Below are 23,601 nucleotides of genomic sequence, written 5' to 3'. Positions count from 1 at the left end.
TCTTGAGGCGGTTGAAGTTCGTAGAATTACGTAATACACAAAATTATTCTGAGCAGGAAATAACTTTAACTGCATTGCTTATGATAGAGTGCAGCGCTTTTCGCGATTGGCGCAGGTCGCCCTAAACTTCCTCTTGCTTAATCCACTTATCCACAGTCTGCGGCTGGTAGGCAGACAAACGATCAAGCAACACCTCTGGCTCTGTTGCCTCAATCACTAAAGCGCGATGAATCGGACGCACCAGCTTCTCTGCCACCGCTTGATCAAAGAACTGCAACAGCGAATTGTAGTACCCTGCAACATTCAGCAATCCTTGCGGCTTCTGATGCAAGCCCAATTGTGCCCAAGTGAGCACCTCGCAAAACTCTTCTAGGGTGCCGTAACCTCCCGGCAGCGCGATGAACGCATCTGAAAGCTCTACCATTCTGGCTTTGCGATCGTGCATTGACTCTACCGTTTCCAATCGGGTCAATCCCTGATGTGCGAGTTCCTTAGATGCCAAAAAACCTGGAATGATGCCGAAGACTTCTCCTCCTGCGGCAAGTGCGGCATCTGCAACAGCGCCCATTAATCCTAGATGGCTACCTCCGTAAACGAGATTGATACCGCGATCGGCGATCGCAGTCCCTAACTCTACTGCTGCTTTCTCGTAGTCGGGATTTTGCCCCATACTCGACCCACAAAATACACAAATCGATCGCACAGGAACTCCCTCAAAACTTGAGTGCAAACTTTACCACAAAAGTCAGTCGCGCTTTTGATACGCCAGATAAACCGCTTCTAAAAACAGATCCGGTGTCATTTGAAACGGTAGCTCTTGCATTTCGATCAAGTCTCTCGCCTGTCGCGCTAGTTTCAAACTTAAATCAGTCCTTGCTTCGGGAGCTAACATCGATCGTCGCTGCAAATACTCCCGAATCACTGCAAAATCATTGGGAAGGAGTGCATTCAAATTTTGAGTTGCCAGCAATTGATCTGCCAAGGATTCCGCTTCAGTAGAGATGGCGAACGTGGAAGCCGCGATCGGGCGTTCTTCTTGAATCACCAATGTTCCTGCAATCAAATCGCCCAATCGTTTCTCGCGCTTAGTCAGAATGATCAACAGCATTCCGATAAAAAAAGTGTCGTCGATCGGACGGATCAAAGCCCGAAGAATCGCTTGCGTGGCTCCCACAGGTTGCCCATCATCGCGAATCACACGAATCTTACTGTATCGCTTTCCTGGGGTTTGTCCCTGCCATAAGGTTTCAAAAAAAACAAAATACCCCGTGTACACCGCAAACGAAATCAGAATCGCGATCGCAGTCAGCCAGAGTTCAATATTGTCAAGCGTGGGAAAATATCGCTGAAGCTGAAACGACAAGACACCCCAAAAAATCAGCACCCCAATCAGCACCGCACCCCAGATTAGATAATCCACCACGAGCGCGATCGTGCGATTGCCAATTCCCGCCAGCGTAAACTCTAATTCGACGCTTTCGGGAGTTCGGATTTTGATGCGATTAAACAAGCTCATAGCGGTGCAATTAGTTCGAGGAATGTCTCAGCCATGCCCAATTTAGCCGCGATCACGCAACTCTAAGCCCAAGCCTTCTCTACGCGATCGTAAGTCATAATAAATCACAGCTTTAATCACCTGCCAAAACGGTGTGATCAGCGCACTTGATGCCAAACTCACCACGACAAACAGCAAGAGCGCGATCGCTGCCACACCTGGATCAACAGTGTCGCCTGTAGGCATTGCCGCCCCGGCAATTTGGCTTGGTATATTGACGATTAACGTCAGCAGAAACGCGACGATGACAATCCACTGAATTCGACCGACTGAACCCTTGGTTAGATTCCAACTTCGACTTAGAGAAGTTGTTGCATCGACATTCTCCTCAACCGCTAAAGGTACCTCATAGATTAACAATCGTGAGAATACTCGAATGAATACGAAGATCGCTGCAATCACCAATGCTGCCATCAACAGTCCACCAATTAAACCTAATACCGGATTTGCTGCTACAAATACTGCGGTTAGACCGATTAGGATGAGAAATGCGATCGCGAATGCCATATACAGCCCGGTATAAATCAGACCCAGCAGCAAAGCAGCCCCAAAAAAGTTCCAAAGTTGCGGTTTCGTTTTTTGCTCTGCTTCTGTCAGTGTTTCGGGTTGGTTAATCAACTCCTGATAAGCAAGGCGAGAAATGCGTCCAGAAATTTCAGCAGATTTTGCCCATCCATAAATTGGAACAAAGATCCAGAGGTAGGATCTCAAGACTAAAATCAGATAGCGTTTGAGGTTAGAGCGATAAATGCGAACACCCGCGCTAACGACATCCCCAACACTGAGTGGTTGAATTGGGTTAGTTGGATTGAGATTAGACATAAGCTCAACGTGAATGAATCACCAGAAAGGCTGAGGCTATCTTAGGCGAGGTTGGTAAAAACGCTCCCCTCTTTTTCACAAAACTATGAATGTAAAACGCTGGATTGCTCGACGCGAGCCAAACTGGAAACGGCTAGATGAATTGCTAACGCGCATTGAAAAACGCGGACTACGATCGCTCTCAACCGAAGAGATCAAAGCGCTTGCAAGTCTATATCGATCGATTTCGGCTGATCTTGCCAGAGCGCGGACTCATCAAACGTTGGTTGGTCATACGATCGTGCAAGATCTCCAGCGTTTGACTTCTCGCGGGTATAGCCAGGTGTATCAGGGATCGCGTAAACAAGAGTGGAAAAGTGCGATCGACTTTTACAAATGGGGCTTACCGGAAGTCATACAGCAAACAATCGCGTATACGGCGATCGCAACCGGATTGTTTCTCTTGGGTGGATTAATTGCGTGGTGGTTTTCGTGGCGCGACCCGCAATTTCTTGCATTGGTCGTGCCTGATCATCTGATTCGGACAGTCCGCGACGAAGGCAAACTCTGGATGGGTTCGATTTTAGGCAGTGAACCGACCGCAGCCAGCCAGATTATGACGAATAATTTGGGCGTGACGTTCAAAGCGGTTGCTGGAGGGATGACGATCGGGGTTTTTACGATGTTTATCCTGTTTATGAATGGCTTGCTAATCGGTGGCGTAGGAACACTGGTGGCTCAGAACAATCTCGCGTTTCCATTTTGGGCATTTGTTTTTCCGCATGGATCGCTAGAACTTCCAGCCATCTTCTTCTCTGGGAGCGCAGGATTACTAATTGCACGCGGCATTCTGCTTCCAGGACAATACCGCCGTATTGATGCCATTAAAGTCTATGGCTTGAAAGCCGCACAGTTAATGTTTGGTGTAATTCCACTGTTGATCGTAGCGGGGGTAATTGAAGGTTTTTTCTCACCGAGTCCAATTGTTCCTGATCCATTAAAGTATCTGGTTGGAATCGGCTTATTTATTGCCCTTGTGCGCTATTGCAGCCGCAGACGATCGACCCAATCCGCCTGAAAAACTGCTGAACTCTGCTGACAAGAATCTGTAGGCTCGAAAAAGATCACATCACAATAGATCACAGTTGAACAGTTTCTAAAAAAAACATCAGCTTTGCTCCTGAACCAGACGGAAAGCTGATGTTTTGAGTTAATGCAGATCAAGTTGAGCTTACAGTGCAATTGAGCCTAACAAAATAACCGCTCTACACCCGAACTATTTGATTAATCCTGCCCGCAATGCTCGGACTGCGATTTGAGTCCGATCGTTCACACACAGCTTGTTCAGAATGTTACGAACGTGCGTTTTCACAGTTCCGATCGTGATGTAAAGCCGCTCCGCAATCTCAGCGTTACTACGCCCGTCTACAATCAGTTCCAGCACATCGAGTTCGCGAGTCGTCAGCGGATAATCTGAGATCATGCCGCTGTCTTCTGAAGAAAGCCGATTGATCGTGACGGTTGTGGCAGCAGCAGGCTGTCCAACCTTCACCTGGGAGAGAACGATTCGAGCGATCGCCGGATCGATCCAAGCATTTCCCCCTGCGGTCGTTTGAATGGCTTCTGCCAAGCGGCTACCGCTGATATCCTTCATGCAGTATGAGTCCGCACCTGCGGCAAACGCTGCCAGCACCATCTCCTCATCATCGTGCATCGTCATGATCAAGATTTTGGTGTCCGGTGACTCGGCTTCGGCTCTAAATTGTTGAGTCAGCTCAATTCCTGTCATATCGGGTAAGCCAATATCTACGATGGCAATATCCGGCTGAACCGAGCGAATCAGGTTTAATCCCGATCGAGCATCACGCGCTTCTCCGACCAGTTCGATTCCTTGCTCTTTCAGGAGCGCACGAATACCAAACCGAGTCAGATCATGATCTTCAATCAGTACAACTCGAATCTTATCCATCTTGGCTACTCCAATAGAAATATAATCTTTACGCTCAATTGCAGATTTATTTTGCTGAAACAATTCTAGACCGAGTTGCTGCAATTCTCGGTCTACCCACAGTCAGAGGTTTACAAGGAAAAAAATCGGTTCAGAACTCTATCTAAGGGCTGGTTTTTGTTAAGTTTTAATACAGAATTATGCTGAACTCCGCTACTTCTACAGAGAATCATCAACCTGTGCAGATTAGATCATTTTGAATTATCACAGTCTATCGATTTGCTGCGCGATCGCTAAATTGGGCGACAGTCCTGAGTTATTGTGATCAATAGCGATCAAATTCAATCTTTCAAAAATGACCCTGGTTCCTCATAAAAAAGCAAAAGCACTCAAACCTTCGAGTCGCCGTCCTGCGAAAGAACTGTGTAGTGAATGTGGACTCTGTGATACCTACTATATTCATTATGTGAAGGAAGCTTGTGCGTTTATCAATCAACAAATTCCTTCCCTAGAAGAACAGACCCACGGGCGCAGTCGAGATCTAGAGAATGCGGACGATCTGTATTTTGGGGTGCATCAAGAGATGATAGCGGCCCGCAAAACTGAGCCGATCGCGGGGGCACAGTGGACAGGAATTGTGAGCACGATCGCCATTGAGATGCTGACCCGCGGACTTGTAGAAGGCGTAGTCTGTGTGCAAAACACGAAGGACGATCGCTTTCAGCCGCACCCGATTATTGCAACAACTCCTGAAGAAATTCTGGCAGCACGAGTCAACAAGCCGACGCTTTCGCCGAATCTTTCGGTCTTGGAGCAAATCGAACAGTCAGGAATGAAACGGCTTCTAGTGATTGGAGTCGGATGTCAAATTCAGGCTCTGCGGGCAGTTGAGAAAGAGTTAGGGCTAGAAAAGCTGTATGTATTAGGAACGCCCTGTACCGATAATGTCACCCGCGAAGGCTTACAGAAATTTCTGGATACCACCAGCCGATCGCCTGAAACGGTCGTGTATTACGAATTCATGCAGGATTTCCAAGTCCACTTCAAGCACGAGGATGGCTCAACCGAATTAGTACCGTTCTTCGGCTTGAAAACCAACCAACTCAAAGATGTGTTTGCGCCCTCGTGTTTAAGCTGCTTTGACTATGTGAATTCACTCGCGGATTTGGTTGTGGGATATATGGGTGCGCCATTCGGCTGGCAATGGATTGTGGTCAGAAACGATCGGGGTCAAGAAATGCTTGATTTAGTTCAAGATCAAATTCAAACTCAGCCGGTGATGTCAAAGGGCGATCGCCGTCAAGCGGTTCAGCAGAGTATTCCTGCATACGATAAAGGCGTGACGTTACCCATGTGGGCAGCAAAGCTGATGGGTGTTGTGATCGAGAAAATTGGCCCGAAAGGATTGGAGTATGCTCGATTCTCGATCGATTCGCATTTCACTCGCAACTATCTATATGTGAAACGCAATCATCCTGAAAAGCTAGAACAGCACGTTCCCGGTTATGCCAAAAAGATTGTGAGCCAATACAAGCTGCCTGAGTGACTGAAGGAGAGTTTGCTATTCAGGTGTAGCAAACTCTCCCACCTTTTCTACACCTCTACTTTTTCCTTTTCCAACACGCCTAAAACAGAAGTCTCTTCAGCCACTCGCTTGCCCTCGTTCATCAGGTAATCGTAAAACGCCTTCGCGATCGCAGAAAGCTGTTTGCCAGAAGGATGCACCACATACCAATACCGCTCGATCGGGAAGCCTTCAACATCCAAAATGGCAAGCTGATTGTTGACTCCTTCCAGCGCTAACGTATGCTTCGACAACACCGATAAACCCATCCCGCCTGCGATCGCTTGTTTAATCGCTTCATTGCTGCCTAAGTCTAATTTGACTTTCATCGGCAGACCTTGAGCATCAAACAGCTTTTGAACAGCTTTGCGCGTTCCAGACCCTGGTTCCCGCATAATAAACGGCTCCTCAGAAATCCGAGACAGTGGGATATCCTTCTCTTTAGTGAGCGGATGGTTTCTCGGCGCAAGCACAACCAGCGGATTTTCCATGAAGGGTTCACAGTGCGCCTCTGAATCGTCCGGAAGCTGACTGAGAATGTACAAATCATCCCGGTTATCCGCCAAGCTATCAAGGACGTACTGATGATTCGTCACCGTCAGCGAAACATCAATTCCGGGGTAGCGCTGGCAAAACGGACCTAAAATACGCGGAATCACATATTTCGCGGTTGTAACTACAGCAAGGCGAAGCGTCCCTTGTTTAAGGCCTTTGAGATCGGCGATCGCAATCTGAAACTGCTCTAAACGCTCAAATACATCGCGACAGGTCGAATAAAGTTCTTTTCCGGCTGCTGTCAAATACAAGCGTTTGCCGACCTGCTCGAACAAGGGCAAACCAACTGTTTTCGATAGCTGTTTTACCTGCATCGAAACCGTGGGCTGAGTCAAAAATAGTTCTTCAGCAGCGCGGGTAAAACTGCTATGGCGGGCAACCGCTTCAAAAACCTTTAACTGGTGCAATGTAGCATTCTGCAAAATAAACTCTCCTGATTTGAGAAACGATCGCAACAAACGGTCAAAACTTGCATTTATTCGAGGTAACAAAATCGCTGTATAGAATCAGTTCTATGAAACTTATAGAGAACAGCGATTTTTCCTTATAGCTTTTGTAGTTATGATAATACACAAGAGCATATGCTCCCTTCCAATTTGGCGTTACACGAATCAGAATTTTGTTGGAGTGAGTTCGCTGTACTCTGTCGCAGTTTGTAGCTCTACCCCTTCAGGTCTATCGCGTGTAACGCTTTTCTTATGGTTTGCGGGTCATAAATCGAACACTTTCTCACGCTGGCGAACGCAACAGAACTTTAACAACCAAAAGAGCCTTCTCATTGTAAAGTTCAGTGGGGTGACTTCAGTTAAACGTTCTGTCACGTAAACGTTCTGTCACGCTCTTTCCGTTACCCTTTATCCTCAGATCGCACTATGGCAGATATTGTTGATATTGCAGTTGGCGCTGGCTCATTTAACACCCTTGTAACCGCAGTAAAGGCGGCAAACTTGGTGGATGCGCTCAAGAGTCCAGGGCCTTTTACCGTATTCGCGCCGAATGACGATGCCTTTGCAAAGCTTCCACCCGGAACGATTCAAACGCTGGTTCAAAATATTCCGCAACTGTCCCGAATCCTGACGTTTCACGTTGCTTCAGGGAAGTACATGAAAGCAGACTTGGAGAAATTAGGCTCGGTGACTTCACTTGAAGGATCACCCATTCCATTTCACTTCGAGGATGGATTTGAGGTAAAGAATGCAACGGTTCTAGCGGCTGACATCGAAGCAGATAACGGGGTCATTCACGTGATTGATACCGTTATTTTGATGGGATAAGAATCAAGTAAATGAGAGAACGATCGTGGAATCGCGATCGTTTTTTTTGTGTGCCTGCTGGATTTGCGGTTCGCTTGGAAATATCAGAACGAACCGCAAAGTCTTGAATTACCGGTAGTCTTGGCTCTGAATCTCACGAATTCGCGACTCAGGGCGTAAGAAACGATCGAGCTGCGATTCAAAGAAGCGTCGATTTGCCATCAGGTGATTTGGATTGGTGTCATCGAGCGGATACAGCAATGCAGCTCGCAACGCTTGAATTACCGCAGAGGTGACGCAATACATCGATCGCTGGAAACTGACAGCGAGCTGCACCAGCATATCGTCTTCACCTCGACAATGCTGCTTGTAATATTCCACCAAGTAAGGTGGCAAGAAATGCAGCATATCTTGAGCCAAGAATGTCGGCGGAATTCCAGCGGTTCCAACCGGAAATTTATCTGCGTACAGAACGCCATAATGGAAGTCTTTCTGATCAAATGGAACTTGTCCTGCTTGGGCGTTATAAGACTTCGTACCTCGGAACGGAGATGTTCTGTAGAACACAGCTTCCACGTAAGGTAAAGCTGCTTCGTATAGCCAAGTAAATCCTTTCGATTTGGGAATGATTTCGTAGCATTCACCATCAATGTAAACGTGGTGATAGATTGGGCGACCTGCGATCGCGAAGATGCCATTCACCAAGAAGTCCATCGCTTGTGGAACCGACGCGATTTTGCCTTCATCATACAAATCCGACATCTCGAAGAACACCGGAGCCATGACTTCCCAGAACAATCCGAGATTCGCATAATAGGAAGCTTGACGGCACTGCTCTAAGAACATATCGGGGAACAGTTTGTACAAGCCTGCCATCACCGGATTCTTGCGGAAGTATGCCTTGATCGCTCGATCGGCATTTGCCTTGTACTCATCGCTATCGAGGTACGGATCGAACTGATTCACCGGAACATACATGCCTCGGTGCCACAGCATCGCCCGCATACACTCTTCCGCGAACTCCATATTGATACGATCGTGCCAGAGGTGATGCAAGGCGCGGGGTAACTTCTTGTTCAGCTCGCCTTTTTCCATGAACTCAATCAGTTCTGGATGCGCTTCTGCAGTACCGCGCCAAATTCGCAAATCTGCATCGTCGCCTGCATAGTGGTTGTGACGCTTCATGTACTCATCCGAGATGAAATACTTGAAGACGGGCAGCGGATTGAGGAAGACTTGCTCACCAATGTAGAGCAAATCGCGCCAGTAGAAGTCCATTGGCACTGCATACGCTTTGTACAGTCCAATAATCTGCATCAGGTTTTCAGGCGTGTCGGGAAGCATTGCGCCGCCTGCTTCGAGGCGATGAATCACTTCCGCAAACGGGTGCTGTGAGGGAGGAAGCTTGGTTTTAGTGGGAGCGGGCATATTCATAGCGAATTCTCTCCTGATTCAGTGGCGCGAACTTAAGAACGATCGACAGAATTAAATGCAACCTGCTCAACTTGAGGGACTGCGGCTGTAACGAGTGCTTTCGTTGTTTGCTCACTCCAGCGCACTAACCAAGTCGGCTGGATACCGAGCCAGAAAATCAACGCCGTCAGAACGAGTGCTGGAACGTACTCAGTAAATTTGACTTTGGGATAGTAGGCGGTGTAGTTGTCGAGCTTTCCGAAACAAGTCCGATTCAGCAGGATGACGAAATAAACCGCAGTTAACCCCGTTCCAAGGATTGCTACTAAGGTCTGCACCGGGAAGGTTGAGAAGCTACCCTGGAATACGAGAAACTCAGCTACAAATCCAGCAAGTCCCGGAATTCCAGCACTCGCCATTGCAGCCAGAATGAGCAAGGCGCTGGTGAGGGGTAATCCTCGAATGGGATTGAGTAACCCGTTGAGAATGTCGCGATCGCGAGTTCCCGTCTTCGATTCGACCAAGCCCACGAGATAGAACAGCAGCGCCAGAATCAAACCATGTGCAATCATTTGAGATACTGCACCGACCATTGCCAGCGGTGTCAGTGCCGCCGCTCCGAGCAATACATAGCCCATGTGAGCGATTGAGCTAAATGCTACCATCCGCTTAATGTCATGCTGTGCCAGCGCCGACAATGCACCGTAGAGAATTGAAACGGCCGCAATGATGGAAAGTCCAGGTGAAATCAGCTTCCACGTTTCTGGGAACATTCCTAGCGCGAATCGAACTAGCCCATAGGTTCCAAGCTTCGCTAAGATTCCACCGAGCAAGATAGCAACCGGGGTCGAAGCTTCAACATAAGCATCAGGCAACCAAGTGTGCAGTGGAACCAGCGGAGTTTTGATCCCAAATCCAATCAGTAAAAGAGTCAACAAAATTAACTGAGCTTTTTGAGGCAGAACCGCTGTGTTGATGTCGCTGTAGTCAAAGCTTGCAGAATGACCTAACCAAGCGATGCCTAGAAATGCTGCTAAAATCAAAATGCCTGAAATCGCTGTGTAAATCAGGAACTTCATCGCAGCATATTCGCGCTTCTGTCCGCCCCAAATCAGAATCAGCAGATAGAACGGAACGAGTTCGACTTCATAGAATAAGAAAAACAACAGCAAGTTTTGCGCCAGAAACGCACCCGCCACCCCCGAATGCACAATCAAAAGGAGAGAGTAAAACAGCTGCGGACGCTGTAAAGCTTCTCCGGGTTTTAGTCCAACTTCGCTGTTGGAAGCTACCACGATCGTAATCAAACTGCCCAACGCCACGAGCGGCAGAGACAATCCATCGATCGCCAAACTATAGCTAATTCCCAAAGTTGGAATCCAGGTGTGGTACTCCTGCATTTGCATCCCGGGCTGGCTCAAATCGAAGTTGAGCATCAGCACGATCGTCCAAACTAGAACGGCACCGGAAACCGCGATCGCACCCAATTTTGCTTGTTTTGCAGACAGTTTAGGAATTAACCCAATGACTAACGCACCAATCAGCGGTAGCCAAATCAACGGACTCAGCATAGAACACTTTCCTTTAGCTTGAGAATCTAGAGAGAATTGAAATGGCGATTAACGCTGAACACTCATGACAATTTCGGTGGTGTTCTGTGGGAAAAGCGAGACTGTGACATGCGAGAGGAATGGCAGACTCAGCAATACACTGATCAAGGCAATTCCGAACACGATCGTCAGCATATAGAACTGCGATTGACCGGAGGTGCTGTATCGCAGGTTCCGACCGCTAAACAGGGTGAGAACACCAAAGAGATTCAGTCCTCCGTCCACGAGGTATTTATCAAACCAGGATGTGATTTGAGAAACGAGCGCAACGACGAAAACAATGCTGCTGCGATACAGATTCGGAGTGTAGAAGTCATAGGCCAGCAGGTCTTGCAGTCCTTTCCAGGGAAGAACCACGGGTTTTGCAATGTTGTTGTTGGTATAGACGATCGCGCTTAAAGCAATGCCTGTAATCGTTGACCAGATCAGCAAAAGTGCAACGTCGGTATTAATGTCTGCCCAACTTGGTAGAAGATCCAAAGCTTCAAGAATGAGCGGCAGATGCAGCGTAAAGCCCATCATTACAATCATCGGCAGCGCCATCCAGTAGTGAACTTCTGGGGATCGTTGAGCCATTTGCTTTGCTTCACCCATAAAGAGTAAACAGAAGACTCGTGTGATTCCAAATGCTGCAAACGCATTCACCAGCAAAATAATTCCAACAATCCAGGGCTGAGTCTCCCAAACGCCTTGTGCAATTTTTAGCGCCGCCCAAAATCCACCGAACGGAGGGAGCGCGACTAATCCAGCCAAACCAATCAAGAAACTAAAGCCTGAAACCGGACGGCGCGACCATAAGCCTCCGAGTTGAGTGACATCTTGGGTGATGCTGTTCCAGACGACTGCGCCACCGCCCATGATGATCAATGCAGATGCCAGCGAATGAGTCAATACGAGCAGGAGAGCCGCTTCGGGTTGCTGAGTTCCGATCGCGATAAACACCAAGCCCATGTAAGCGGTGACTAAATAGGATTGTGTCCGCTTAAGGTCGATTTGAGCGATCGCAATCAATGAGCCACCGATCGCGCTAACCGCACCGATAAAAACCGTGGTCGCTAGAACCGTTGGAGACAGTGCTAAAACAGGTTCAAGCTTGTACATCACCCAAGCACCAGTTGCAACTACGACGGAGTTCCGCAAAATTGAAGCTGGAACCGGACCTTCCATTGCTTCATCTAGCCATAAATGCAAAGGAAATTGAGCGCATTTACCCATTGGACCTGCAATCAACGCCAAGCCCACGAGGGTGATCACCTTCGGATCAACTTGAGCCGTTTGTGCCCATTCTGCCAGTTCATTAAAGTTCCAGGTTCCTGCGATCGGCAAAAGCGCAACCACCCCCATTAGCAAGAACAAGTCCCCGATCCGTTTGGTCAGAAAGGCATCTCTCGCACCTGTCACCACAAGAGACTGATTGAACCAGATGCCGACAAGCAGATACGTGGCAAGCGTTAGGATTTCCAGAATAAAGTAGCTAAAGAAGAGGGAATTACATAGAACGAGGGCGGTCATTCCCGCTTCAAACAAGCCGAGCAGCGAGAAGAATCGTGCCCAACCCCAATCCATTTCCATGTAGCCGAAAGCGTAAGTCTGCGCCAGAAGATTAATTCCAGCAACGAGAACGATCGCACCCACGCTAAGGGTGGAAATCTCGATCGGGATCGTCAGATTCAGTCCCGCAACATCCAGCCAGGGAATCAAAATCTCCTGGGGAGGCTGTCCCCAAATCGCAGGCAGCGCGAACGCAGCGTGCAAGAATGTTGCCATAGACATGAGCGCGTTGAGGTATCCGGATGGGCGTGGTCCAGTCCGTCGAGTAATACCCGGAAACCAAAGCGCAGAAAGGATAGCGCCAAGAAGAGCGTAGCAAGGGATTAACCAAATGCTTTGAAGCAATGGGTGAGCCATCGAAATTCACCTCTAGATAGCAAGCTGAATCGAAATCAAATGAATGAGAGAATGTCTGCCAGAGACAAGCAGTGCCCAACTCACCGCAACAGCGCTCTGGGACTTATTTTACAAATTCTTAAACACTCTGTAGTAACTATAATGTTTATCACACTTAAGCATTGAAAGGAACACAGCGAACCATTTGGGTGAGGCGCTGAAATCCAGTCATTGTAGGGCTTATAATCTATTACCTATGATTGGAATTGTCCGAATCAATTATTATCAATACTTAATTTAACTATTGAAAAACTTTATGGTGATGACAGAGATTATTCATCGGCTGATCGATTAATATTACGATCGCATTCCATCGCCAAAAGTCTATCTCTCAAGAATCCGCACTTGTCGAGGATCGACGCTGAGCGTAACGCGATCGCCATATTTCAGATCGAAAATGAGCGGAGCGATCACTTCTACGATCGATGGATTCTGAAAATGCCCGATTTTTGTCTCTGGATGCGGATAGTAAATCAGGCTGTCGAAGCTTTTGTTCTGATGGATAATTTGGCAGGGCGTAAAAGAAAAATCCTCCGGCTCAAATCCTTCCGCCCATTGCACATTTCTAAATGTATGTAGAGGCGATATTAGTTCAAATTCGTTCGGGCTGATATTGACGTTGAGGGTACCCGGAAAAAATGGTGTGAGATCGAGTCCCAACTGCTTGAAAAATGGAGTTTGCATCTCGATCGTGCCTTTAGGATAGGGGCTGCTGTTTGTTCTGCCCGATGCAACCCCGTATCCTGCTTGAATGATGCCGCCAATCTGTTGATTCATAAAACGTCGCAAGCTTGAAAACTAATCAGGCGTGACTCTATTAGTTTATCCATCCAGCCTTCTAAGTATTTGCGATTTTCCTCCTGTTCCTTTGGATCTTGGGTGTTGATTTCATGAGGAGCCAATCCCAAAATCGCGGCTGTTGTCACGCAGAACATCGATTTCTGGAAGCTAATACAGATTTTGACACGCATATCACTTTCGCCTCTGAGCGATCGGCGGTAAAAATCAAGCAGGTATTCCGGCAGATAATGCGTCATGTCTTGCATCAACAACGTAGGTGGAATTCCACCGCCGCCAACCGGTAATGGATCCGCATACAGTGCACCATAGGAGAATCGTTCCTGCTCTAAGGGGATTTGTCGCGCTTGAGCATTGTAAGAGACGGTTCCCATGAACGGAAAAGATTTGAAGAATACCGCTTCCACATAAGGCACTGCTGTATCCATCAAAAACTGTAAGCCTGCGGATTCTGGAATGATTTCGTAAGTACAATCGCCAATCTTCACGGCATAAGTAATGGGTAGTGCTGCATTGTTCACCAATCCCGCTTTCACATGATTGACGACATCTTGAATGGTTTTAATTTCACCGTTGTCATAGCGATCGGACAGATTGAGAAACATATCGCTCATCACCGTCCAAAACTGCCCAAGTGCACTGTAATAACAAGACATTCGCACTTGTTCCAGCAGAAAATTTGGGAAAATTTGCGACAGATTTCGGATAAAGAAGTTACTTTTGATCTTGGCTTGAATTGCTTGTTGTGCGCGATCAATAAATTCGCAGCTATCGACATACTGATCTAAGCCACCACCGCCGTGCCACAACATAGCTTTCATGCAGTATTCGGAGAATTCGTAGTTAATTCGATCGTGCCACCAATGCTTTAAAAGCTTCTTCGTTGAAACGTCTCCGTCGAAATACTTGAAAAATGGAAACAACACTAAAAACTGATTCTCAGCAATGAATTCGAGATTGCGAGAATAAGCGCCTAAAACAACGCCATAGCTTTTAAGAACGCCAACGACTTCAATCAAGTTCGTGGGCGATTCCGGCAAAAGTGCGCCGCCTGACTCGATGCGCTCAATGATATCGGCTAACGAGTGCGAGGATTTTGAACGTGCGACAACCATAGTTACTCCAACGGTAAGACCGAAACGGGATGAGATTGAGTTGGGGCGGAATGAACTGCGATCGTTGGATATTCGCTCAACATTGCAGTCGTTGTCGTCTCAGTCCAATGCACCAGCCAACTGGGTTGCAAACCCAACAGCACAATCAAAACCGCCACCGCAATAGAAGGAATTCGTTCCGACCAAGACACCGGTGGCAGATTTGCAAACTGATCCGGCAGCCGCCCAAAGAAGGTGCGATTCACCAATAGCAAAAAGTAAACCGCCGTCAAACCTGTGCCAATCATACTGAGCAGTGTTTGCACTGGGAATGCGATGAAACTTCCCCGGAATATCAGAAACTCCGAAATAAACCCAACCATTCCTGGAATTCCAGCACTCGCCATCACACCCAAAATCATCAAACTACCGACGATCGGTAAGCCTCGCTCTGGAGTTAACAATCCTTTCAAAACGGTAATGTCACGGGTTCCTGTTTTGGTATAGACTACACCGACTAGGGCAAATAGCAGCGCGGAGATCAAACCGTGGCTCACCATCTGGAACACACAGCCCAACAGACTTAGCGGTGTTGCCGCTGCGGCAGCGAGAAGAATAAATCCCATGTGCCCGACTGAACTGTAAGCCACCATCTTTTTCATATCGGTTTGAGCGATCGCAGTAAAGGCACCAAACAACACACTCACGACTGCCCAAATCGCCAGGTATGGAGCCAATACCGCCCAAGCTTGCGGAAATAACTGCAATCCAAACCGCAACAACCCATAAGTTCCAAGCTTCAACAATACCCCTGCAAGCAGCACTGAGATTGGCGTAGAAGCTTCAACGTGAGCATCGGGCAACCAAGTATGTAGCGGAAACAGCGGGATCTTGATCCCGAATCCGATTAGAATCGCGCCCAGCAATATCACTTGTGATGTTAACGGCAGTGCTTCGGTTAATGCTGGGTTGTATTCAAACGAGGTTGCGCCGCTTAACCAAGTTAAACCTAGAAATGCAATTAGAATTAATATTCCTGAAACCGCCGTGTAGATCAGAAACTTCGTCGAAGCGTACCCCCGCTTTGCTCCTCCCCAAATTCCAATCAGTAGATAAAGTGGAATGAGTTCCAACTCATAGAACAAGAAGAACAACAATAAGTTATGAGCGAGAAATGCTCCAGCAACGGCAGCATTAATCACTAAAATCAGCAAGTAATAAAGCCGAGGACGTTGAACGGCTGGGGGCGTGGAAAACAGCGCAATCAGGGTTAAAAAGCAATTCAGAACAATCAGCGGCAGCGACAAACCGTCTAACCCTAATCGGTAAGTCAGTCCCAGTGGTTCCAGCCAGGGCAGATCTTCTTGAAACTGAAGTCCGATATTAATCACATCAAACTGAGTCGCAATCCAAAGCGACACAGCTAAGGCAATGCTAACGGTTGCGATCGCTGTTCTTCTCAAAGATTGATCGGAGATCGAACCCGGCAACAGTCCAATCACGATCGCACCCAAAATCGGTATCCAAATCAACGTACTCAACATAAGTCATTCTTTAGAAAGAGTTACCACATCGACCAAGTTAGAAGCGCACCTAACAAGCCAACCACAAGCGAAATGGTCAGCATATAAGCTTGCGATCGTCCTGAAGCGCTATATTTCAAAGTCTCACCGCTAAAGAGCGAAGCTAATCCGACGAAGTTGACTACTCCATCCACGATGTAACGATCGCACCAGGCGCTAAATTGAGCGATCGCGTTTACAACCAAAACCACACTGACGCGATATAGACGATCCACGTAAAAGTCATACGCCAGCAAATCTTGGAAAAATCGGAGCGGAGCTTGGACGGGACGAATCCAGGCATAGTTCAACGTGATTGCAAATCCCAACGCTGTACCCGCGATCCCAGACAGAATCAACAGTCCTGCTGCTGACCAATTCATAATCTCCCAATGAGGCAATAGGTTCAGAGTATTGAGGATGATCGGAATCATCAAGGTTAAAACACTTAGTGACACCATAGGCACAGCCATCAGCCAGGGAACTTCTGGAGCGCGTCGAGTTTTTGGCTGCACCTTACCCATGAACACTAATCGGTAAACTCTCGTCAGGTTTAGAGCGGTCAGTGCATTCACCGCCAGCACGACCACGACTAGCCAAGGCTTGTCATACCAAAAATCATCAATTCCGCGCTGCAATGCCCAGAACCCACCCAGCGGAAACAGCCCCACTAATCCGGCTGAACCTGTTAGAAACGCAGTGGTTGTCGCAGGCATTTTTGACCACAAGCCGCCCATTTCTGTGATGTCTTGAGAACTGGTGGTCATAATGATTGATCCGGTACTCATGAACAGAAGCGCTTTTGCGATCGCATGAGCAAACAACAGAATGAAGGCGAAATCCGTCCAGCCAATGCCGACCGCAATAAAGACTAATCCGAGATAAGCACTGGTGGAATGAGACAATGCCCGCTTCATGTCAATTTGAGCGAGAGAAACCAGAGAAGCCCCGATCGCAGTCATCGTTCCTAAAGTCACCAGAGCAGTGGAAGCGACAGGCGACAACGTAACGATCGGCTGAAGCCTGATCAATACGTAAGCACCACATCCAACGACAACTGAGTTCCGTAAAATCGACGCAGGGTTCGGACCTTCCATTGCTTCATCCAGCCAGAGATGTAGCGGAAACTGGGCACACTTCCCAATTGGGCCTGAAATCAACGCTAGTCCCAGTAACGCCGACACCACAGGTGACAGTTCTGCCTTTTCTGCCCAATCATAAAGTCCCGGAAAATCTAAGCTTCCAGAAAGCGCAGACAGTGCCACAACACCCATCAACAGCAACACATCTCCAACCCGCTTGGTCAGAAACGCATCTCGCGCCGCAGTCACAACAAGTGGTTGAGCATACCAAAACCCCACCAACAAATAAGTTGAGAGCGTCAGCATTTCTAGAAGTGCATAGGTCAGAAAGAGCGAATCACTCACTGCCAATCCGCTCATTGCACCTTCAAAAAATCCCATCAATCCAAAAAATCGCGCCAGCGCCCAGTCTTTCTCCATGTACCCCAGCGCAAACACCTGAGCAAACAGACTCAAGCCCGTCACCAGCTCCATTGCACCAACACTAATTGGAGAAAGCTCCAACGAAAACGTCAAATCTAAATCTGCTGCCTGCAGCCAGTGAAAGGCGAAATGCTGCGGTTCCTGTCCCCAGACTGCGCCAAACAGTGCGATTCCATGCACAAACGCTAGCACAGTCGTTAATACATTAAGATAAGCCGCAGGACGAGGACCTGTCTTCCGAATCAGTCCCACAGACCAAGGCAGCGTCAAAAATGCACCTAGAAGTCCGTAGCAAGGAATCCACCAGCTTGTTTCGATTAGGGACTGCTGCATACTCTTCGCCTAGAAATTTGCTAAAAATGCTCCCCGAACCAAATTCGCTTGAACCTGGGGGAGCTTTACATAATCTTCCGGATTCAAAACCGAAAATAATCGCTCTAAAGTCTTAGGATTCAGCTTAGCGCTTCAACCCTTTAAAAGTAAAATGTGATCGATAGACAAATTCAATCATTGAGATTAGCTTGGATTTATATAGACTTTTAATGATTTATTAACGATTCGATTTTTCGGATTGAAATCAATCTATGGTTACATGTTGACTCAGGTTATTCCAGCGACTTCAATCAGAGACATTAGCTCCGCTTATGTCATGAATTTGCAACTATCATAGAACATTATATTGTCAAGTGACAGACTCAACTCTATTCTGAAGAAGTAGCACAGTGGAAAACTCGACAACAGTAAGAATGATGGGCGATCCCCGTCGCTCTTTTGGTTTACGATGTTGAATTAGTTCCACTTCAATCTATGGAGAGACGAAATGCCGATCGCTGTGGGAATGATTGAAACGCGGGGATTTCCGGCTGTGGTTGAAGCCGCAGACGCAATGGTGAAAGCCGCTCGTGTCACCCTGGTTGGCTATGAAAAGATTGGTAGCGGTCGCGTGACTGTTATCGTTCGGGGCGATGTGTCCGAGGTGCAAGCTTCTTTGGCGGCGGGACTGGAATCAGTCAAGCGCGTTAATGGAGGTGAAACTGCATCAAGTCACATTATTGCGCGTCCGCATGAGAACCTAGAATATGTCTTACCGATTCGATACACCGAAGCGGTGGAACAATTCCGAAGTTAAATGTGCGCGATCGTTTGGGTTTGAATTGACATCGAGTTTGAATTGACATCGTTTTTTGATTGGAAGGGAGAATTACAATGGCTATTGCAGTTGGCATGATCGAGACGTTAGGGTTTCCCGCAGTTGTGGAAGCCGCAGACGCAATGGTCAAGGCGGCTCGTGTGACCTTGGTGGGTTACGAGAAAATCGGTAGCGGTCGGGTGACTGTGATTGTGCGGGGCGACGTTTCAGAAGTGCAAGCTTCGGTCGCGGCTGGAATTGAGAATGTGAAGCGCGTCAACGGTGGACAAGTGCTGTCTACTCACATCATTGCGCGTCCGCACGAAAACCTGGAGTACGTGCTGCCGATTCGCTATACCGAGGCAGTTGAACCGTTCCGTGAAAGCGTGAGCGGTATCCGTCCGCTGAACCGTCCATAGTCCCCGATGCAAATTGCAAAAGTTCGGGGAACTGTTGTCAGTACGCAGAAAGAGCCGAGTCTCAGAGGCGTAAAATTCCTCTTAGTGCAGGTTCTCGATGAAGAAGGGCAGCCACTTCCGCTATATGAAGTGGCTGCTGACAACGTGGGCGCAGGGGTCGATGAGTGGGTATTAGTGAGTCGCGGCAGCGCAGCGAGGCAGGTTCCCGGTAGCGAGAACCGCCCAGTCGATGCTGCTGTGATCGCCATTATTGATACGGTGAGCGTGGATAATCGCCCGCTGTACAACAAAGGAACTCAATACTAGGGTTCGATCATTAGGGTCGAACCTTCCATTCTCCTCCCTGCACAGTTAGCTTGCTTGTGCGGTTTTGTTAGGAGAAATGCTATGGCAGTCCGTAGTGATGCGGCTCCGCCTACACCCTGGTCGCGGAATCTGACCGAGCCGAAGATCGATCAATCGGCTTCTGTGCATTCGTTTTCTAATCTGATTGGCGATGTGCGGATCGGAGCAAACGTAGTGATTGCGCCGGGAACCTCAATTCGGGCGGATGAAGGCAGTCCCTTTTTTATTGGATCGCGATCGACGGTTCAAGATGGGGTGATGATTCACGGCTTGGAGCAGGGGCGAGTCGTTGGGGACGACGGCGATTCCTATTCGGTCTGGATTGGAAACAATACCGCGATCACCCACATGGCGATCATTCACGGCCCTGCCTATGTGGGTGATGATTGTTTTATTGGTTTTCGATCGACGGTGTTTAACGCCCGAATCGGAAATGGGTGCATTATTATGATGCACGCACTGGTTCAAGATGTGGAAGTGCCGCCTGGGAAGTATGTGCCGTCGGGTGCAGTGATTACGACTCAGCAGCAAGCCGATCGATTACCGGAAGTGAGTGAGCGCGATCGTGCTTTTGCTTCCTACATTGTCGGCACTGCATCAACGACAAGTTCTCAAGCGGCAGTTTCGAGTCGGAGTGCCGCGAAGTCCACGACAGATATTAAAGCTGGCAGTAGCGCTACAGAAAATGGGTCAATTATGAACGGCGAAGTTGTTAACCACGTTCGGCAATTATTAGCGCAAGGCTACCGAATCGGCATGGAACACGCAGATAAGCGGCAGTTTCAGACCAGTTCTTGGAAGAGTTGTGCGCCCATTCAAGCAACGAGCGAGTCGGCTGTGTTGGCAGAATTACAATCCTGTCTTGCGGAACACAGCGGTGAGTATGTTCGCTTGATTGGGATTGATACGAAGAATAAAAAGCGGGTGCTGGAAGCGATTATTCAGCGTCCGGGTGATAAGCCTACAAGTTTCTCAGGCGGTTCGAGCTATTCGGCTCCGTCTTATAGTGCAGCAAATTCGAGCTACAGTTCGGCTTCGAGCTATGGTTCTGCATCGAATGGAAACGGTCACAGTAGCGGCGGACTTGATCCGACTGTGGTAGCTCAGATTCGTCAGATTCTATCGAAAGGTGGTCGGATTGGAACCGAACACGCAGACAAGCGCCAGTTCCAAACCAGTTCCTGGAAAAGCTGCGCCCCGATTCAGACTACAAATGAATCCGCAGTAATGACAGAGTTACAGCGATGTTTAGCAGAACACAGCGGCGAATATGTTCGCTTGATCGGGATTGACACTCAGAACAAGCGACGGATGCTGGAAGCAATTATTCAGCGTCCAGATGGAAAGCCTGTGGCTCAACCGACTTCGCACGTTACCTCTCATCATCAACCTGCTGTTCATCACACGGTTGATGGCGCACTTGCGGGCGATGCAACAGAGCAAATTCAACAACTGTTAGCGCAAGGCGCAGTGGTGGGTTTGGAGTTTGCAGATGAACGTCGATTTAAGTATGGCTCTTGGAACAGTGCGCCAACGATTCAGGCGGGTTCGGCTCAAAGCGCGATCGCGGCTCTCAATTCGTTTATCAACGAGCATCGCGATCACTACATCCGCTTGGTTGGCGTTGATCCAAAACAGAAAAAGCGAATTGCAGAAAGTGTGATTCATCGCCCCGGAAAAGCTCATGCTTCTAACGGTAACGCCAGTGGTTACAGCAGTTCAGCCGCTTCTGAACCGCCAATGTATAACGAGCCTTCGAGCTACAAATCTCAGCCTCCGCTTTACACACCTTCCAGCAATGGTAACGGTCGTCTAAGTCCGGACACTGTGGAGCAGATTCGTCAGCTTGTGCGTCAGGGCTACAAGATTGGGGTTGAGTTCGCGGATCAGCGACGTTATAAAACCAGTTCTTGGCAGACTGCAACTTCGATTCAAACTAACCGTGATGCTGAGGCAATCTTAGAGGTTGAAGCAGCGATCGCGAACTATTCCGGTCTATATGTGCGCCTAATCGGCATTGATCCGAAAGCAAAGCGGCGTGTAGCTGAAATGGTGATTCAACAACCTGGTAAGTAGTTTACTCTGATGCAATCGCCGCCTCTACAGTTAATGCCCGTGAGTACGACCCACTACTATGTGAGTGGGAATGTCACGGTTCACCCAGGGGCAGCGATCGCACCAGGCGTTTTGCTGCAAGCTGATCCGGGCAGTCGGATTGTAATTCATCAAAGCGTTTGTGTGGGGCTTGGATCAGTGATTCAGGCGCATGAGGGAACGATCGAACTCGGTGAAGGCGTGATCATCGGGGCTGGGGTGTTGCTGATTGGTGAGTTGACCGTGGGCGATCGTGCTTGTGTGGGTACGGGGACAACGGTGATGAATCGATCGATTGCGAGTTTGTCGATCGTGCCTCCGGGGTCGTTGTTGTGTGAGGAACTGCGATCGGCTGCGGTAGAAGAGCCAACTGAAGAAGTTTACGAGCCTGGTTTCTGTCCACCGCCACCTGAGAACAAGCAACCTGAAGCAGTGAAAGAACCGGAGCTTGTGAAGGATGTTTGGCAGAATAATGGCTCGAAGCCACAGATAGAAGAGATTTCTCAAACAAATGGAGCGAAGCCACAAACCACCGCTGCTGAAGTGAATGGAGCAAAGCCGACAGTAGAGGCGCAAGAGTCGGATGAAATTGAATCTCCAGCTTCGCAAAATGGGCAGGTGTATGGGCAAGCTTATGTGAATCGATTGTTGGGTAAGATGTTTCCGGGGCAGCGATCAGCAAACGATAATGGCAATCCATCCTAACAAAAACAAACAAGGTGGCTTGTTGAGTAGTTAATGAGGCGGTTCGATATCTTCTAATGAAGTATTCACAACAGCAAAAAAATCATCATTACTAAACACTTGACCAAGTAATTCCCATCCTGCATCCAACGGCACTTTACTCTCACCATCTTGATAGTAATGTTCACCCAAAACACCGCCTGCTGCTTCTATTAGGTCATAAGCAGCAAGCATGGTGAGATTCTCGTGTTCATACTCTTGCTTCTCAATATGGTTGATGATCTTGCTTTGTCGTGACAAATCTAATCGTAATAGTACCTTCATAAGAAACCAGAAAGTGAAGGCTTTTCCATCTGAAAAATCTTCTACATCTCGCAAAGCAAAACGTTCCTCGATTCCTGACACAAGGATTGCCACATAGTAAGCTATTTGCCTATCTGACAGCGATTCAATACGCTGTTGAACAAGTCTAATTATGTTGTCAAAAAAAGGTAGCTTTAATTTTCTTTCTATTCGCTGCTTGATTGAAGATTCAAATTCTATATTTCTCTTATTAATTAGTACTGGTGTCAAATGCTCTGGGATACCTTCGACTTGAATAGCATAGCAACCCAATCTGTATGAGAAGTCAAAAGAGCGACCTGCTCCCAAAGCGTCATAAAAACCAACAGCGAATGAAATTGCTGCTCTGTCGCCAATTGCTTGCTGCATTCCAATCACGTATGGAATATGTTGAGCAATGCTTTCCGCTTGGACTTTAGAATAACAGCCGTTTAAAACTACACACTCTACTTGGTCAGCAAACAATTCAAATAGCCCAGATAGAGCATCTTTTGTGACGAATTTTTGCTGTCCTGATTCATCCTCGAAAACTAATCCATTCTCTCCCGCACCATGCCCTGAGAAATGCACAATATTTGGAACTACATCCAATAAAGCACGATGAATGTCTCTTGAACGTACTGCCCACTTCTGAATCAATTCAAACTGATCACGATGCTTTGCTCGATTTAGTCCCTCGTTAATTTCTCTTACTTCTTCATCTAAACGCAAATGTGAGGTATTTTTTGGATTAGAAGCCAAAATTAAAATCTTTCGAGGTGAAGCAGCGCTATTCATACTGGTTCCACGTAATTAGATTCTTCTCCAGTGTAATTTCCTGCTCAATTATTGGCATCGCACTAATAACTCTTTGGCTGCATTACTTTTGATATCTAATACACATTAGTTTGAGTTTTATACGATCCAACTCAGTACCCGACTCGCTGGTGCGCGGTTTGTGGCGTTGGGGATGAAGTGATTTTGCTCTGGAAGGTCGATCGCGT

At 47.8% G+C, this 23,601-nt stretch carries 21 protein-coding genes; 8 read left to right on the top strand and 13 right to left on the bottom strand.

Going from position 1 to position 23,601, the window contains the following annotated elements; genetic code table 11:
• Positions 1-121: 121 nt before the first annotated feature.
• Genes NC981_RS05365 through NC981_RS05355 form a run of 3 tightly spaced genes read right to left on the bottom strand, consistent with a single transcriptional unit; the run spans position 122 to position 2,377 of the window.
• Positions 122-703 carry a TIGR00730 family Rossman fold protein gene (locus NC981_RS05365; protein WP_348241856.1) on the bottom strand — a complete coding sequence of 194 codons (582 nt, stop codon included), beginning with the start codon at positions 701-703 and terminating at the stop codon, positions 122-124.
• A gap of 42 nt (positions 704-745) precedes the next feature.
• A complete protein-coding gene (locus NC981_RS05360) occupies positions 746-1,516 on the bottom strand; it encodes an RDD family protein (protein ID WP_348241854.1) in 771 nt (256 codons plus the stop codon).
• Positions 1,517-1,558: 42 nt separating this feature from the next.
• Positions 1,559-2,377 (bottom strand): DUF975 domain-containing protein, encoded by an 819-nt coding sequence (locus NC981_RS05355; protein WP_348241852.1) that lies wholly within the window; start codon positions 2,375-2,377, stop codon positions 1,559-1,561.
• An 85-nt stretch (positions 2,378-2,462) separates the two neighbouring features.
• On the opposite strand from NC981_RS05355, the gene NC981_RS05350 reads away from it, so the two are divergent.
• Entirely contained in the window at positions 2,463-3,434 is a 972-nt protein-coding gene (locus NC981_RS05350; protein WP_348241850.1) for a stage II sporulation protein M, read from the top strand.
• A 198-nt stretch (positions 3,435-3,632) separates the two neighbouring features.
• Here the strand turns inward: NC981_RS05350 and NC981_RS05345 are convergent, their stop codons facing one another.
• Positions 3,633-4,325, bottom strand: coding sequence for a response regulator transcription factor (locus NC981_RS05345; RefSeq protein WP_348241848.1), 693 nt, complete (start codon positions 4,323-4,325; stop codon positions 3,633-3,635).
• 334 nt (positions 4,326-4,659) lie between these two features.
• Here NC981_RS05345 and NC981_RS05340 point away from each other — a divergent pair, with 334 nt between their 5' ends.
• Positions 4,660-5,850 carry a Coenzyme F420 hydrogenase/dehydrogenase, beta subunit C-terminal domain gene (locus NC981_RS05340; protein WP_348241846.1) on the top strand — a complete coding sequence of 397 codons (1,191 nt, stop codon included), beginning with the start codon at positions 4,660-4,662 and terminating at the stop codon, positions 5,848-5,850.
• 47 nt (positions 5,851-5,897) lie between these two features.
• Here NC981_RS05340 and NC981_RS05335 read toward each other — a convergent pair whose 3' ends face one another.
• A complete protein-coding gene (locus NC981_RS05335; RefSeq protein ID WP_348241844.1) occupies positions 5,898-6,845 on the bottom strand; it encodes a LysR family transcriptional regulator in 948 nt (315 codons plus the stop codon).
• A 450-nt stretch (positions 6,846-7,295) separates the two neighbouring features.
• Between NC981_RS05335 and NC981_RS05330 the strand changes: the two genes are divergently transcribed.
• Positions 7,296-7,697, top strand: a complete 402-nt coding sequence (locus tag NC981_RS05330) for a fasciclin domain-containing protein (protein WP_190375529.1) — start codon at positions 7,296-7,298, stop codon at positions 7,695-7,697.
• Positions 7,698-7,805: 108 nt separating this feature from the next.
• On the opposite strand, the gene NC981_RS05325 is transcribed toward NC981_RS05330, so the two are convergent.
• From NC981_RS05325 to NC981_RS05295, 7 genes are all read right to left on the bottom strand, one after another.
• Complete coding sequence (locus tag NC981_RS05325) at positions 7,806-9,110, bottom strand: CO2 hydration protein (protein WP_190375528.1); 1,305 nt, start codon at positions 9,108-9,110, stop codon at positions 7,806-7,808.
• Positions 9,111-9,142: 32 nt separating this feature from the next.
• Complete coding sequence (locus NC981_RS05320; RefSeq protein ID WP_348241842.1) at positions 9,143-10,660, bottom strand: NADH-quinone oxidoreductase subunit M; 1,518 nt, start codon at positions 10,658-10,660, stop codon at positions 9,143-9,145.
• 48 nt (positions 10,661-10,708) lie between these two features.
• On the bottom strand, positions 10,709-12,607 hold the full coding sequence (locus NC981_RS05315) for an NAD(P)H-quinone oxidoreductase subunit F (protein ID WP_348241840.1): 1,899 nt from the start codon (positions 12,605-12,607) through the stop codon (positions 10,709-10,711).
• Between the two features lie 363 nt (positions 12,608-12,970).
• A complete protein-coding gene (locus tag NC981_RS05310) occupies positions 12,971-13,423 on the bottom strand; it encodes a hypothetical protein (RefSeq protein WP_348241838.1) in 453 nt (150 codons plus the stop codon).
• Positions 13,420-14,559, bottom strand: coding sequence for a CO2 hydration protein (locus NC981_RS05305; RefSeq protein WP_348241836.1), 1,140 nt, complete (start codon positions 14,557-14,559; stop codon positions 13,420-13,422). The genes NC981_RS05310 and NC981_RS05305 overlap by 4 nt, the downstream gene beginning before the upstream one ends.
• Positions 14,560-14,561: 2 nt before the next feature.
• The gene (locus NC981_RS05300; protein WP_348241834.1) at positions 14,562-16,082 is read right to left on the bottom strand and encodes an NADH-quinone oxidoreductase subunit M; all 1,521 of its coding nucleotides are present in this window, start codon (positions 16,080-16,082) and stop codon (positions 14,562-14,564) included.
• Positions 16,083-16,102: 20 nt separating this feature from the next.
• Positions 16,103-17,938: an NAD(P)H-quinone oxidoreductase subunit F gene (locus NC981_RS05295; protein WP_348241832.1), complete on the bottom strand. Its 1,836-nt coding sequence runs from the start codon at positions 17,936-17,938 to the stop codon at positions 16,103-16,105.
• Between the two features lie 487 nt (positions 17,939-18,425).
• On the opposite strand from NC981_RS05295, the gene NC981_RS05290 reads away from it, so the two are divergent.
• The 5 genes from NC981_RS05290 to NC981_RS05270 all read left to right on the top strand — a co-directional run bounded on the left by NC981_RS05290 (position 18,426) and on the right by NC981_RS05270 (position 22,297).
• Positions 18,426-18,734: a carbon dioxide-concentrating mechanism protein CcmK gene (locus NC981_RS05290; RefSeq protein ID WP_190375521.1), complete on the top strand. Its 309-nt coding sequence runs from the start codon at positions 18,426-18,428 to the stop codon at positions 18,732-18,734.
• A gap of 77 nt (positions 18,735-18,811) precedes the next feature.
• Positions 18,812-19,153, top strand: a complete 342-nt coding sequence (locus NC981_RS05285) for a carbon dioxide-concentrating mechanism protein CcmK (protein WP_017290237.1) — start codon at positions 18,812-18,814, stop codon at positions 19,151-19,153.
• Between the two features lie 6 nt (positions 19,154-19,159).
• A complete protein-coding gene (locus NC981_RS05280; protein ID WP_190375520.1) occupies positions 19,160-19,459 on the top strand; it encodes a EutN/CcmL family microcompartment protein in 300 nt (99 codons plus the stop codon).
• 81 nt (positions 19,460-19,540) lie between these two features.
• Positions 19,541-21,574, top strand: coding sequence for a ribulose bisphosphate carboxylase small subunit (locus tag NC981_RS05275; RefSeq protein WP_348241829.1), 2,034 nt, complete (start codon positions 19,541-19,543; stop codon positions 21,572-21,574).
• Positions 21,575-21,583: 9 nt separating this feature from the next.
• Positions 21,584-22,297, top strand: coding sequence for a carbon dioxide concentrating mechanism protein (locus NC981_RS05270; protein ID WP_348241827.1), 714 nt, complete (start codon positions 21,584-21,586; stop codon positions 22,295-22,297).
• Between the two features lie 30 nt (positions 22,298-22,327).
• Here NC981_RS05270 and NC981_RS05265 read toward each other — a convergent pair whose 3' ends face one another.
• Positions 22,328-23,395 (bottom strand): CHAT domain-containing protein, encoded by a 1,068-nt coding sequence (locus NC981_RS05265; RefSeq protein ID WP_348241825.1) that lies wholly within the window; start codon positions 23,393-23,395, stop codon positions 22,328-22,330.
• Positions 23,396-23,601: the final 206 nt, after the last annotated feature.

Source organism: Leptolyngbya sp. DQ-M1 (genome assembly GCF_039962505.1).
Classification (GTDB): domain Bacteria; phylum Cyanobacteriota; class Cyanobacteriia; order Leptolyngbyales; family Leptolyngbyaceae; genus Leptolyngbya.
Note: the sequence above shows the minus strand (reverse complement) of the source record. Positions and strands in the feature narration are given on the sequence as shown.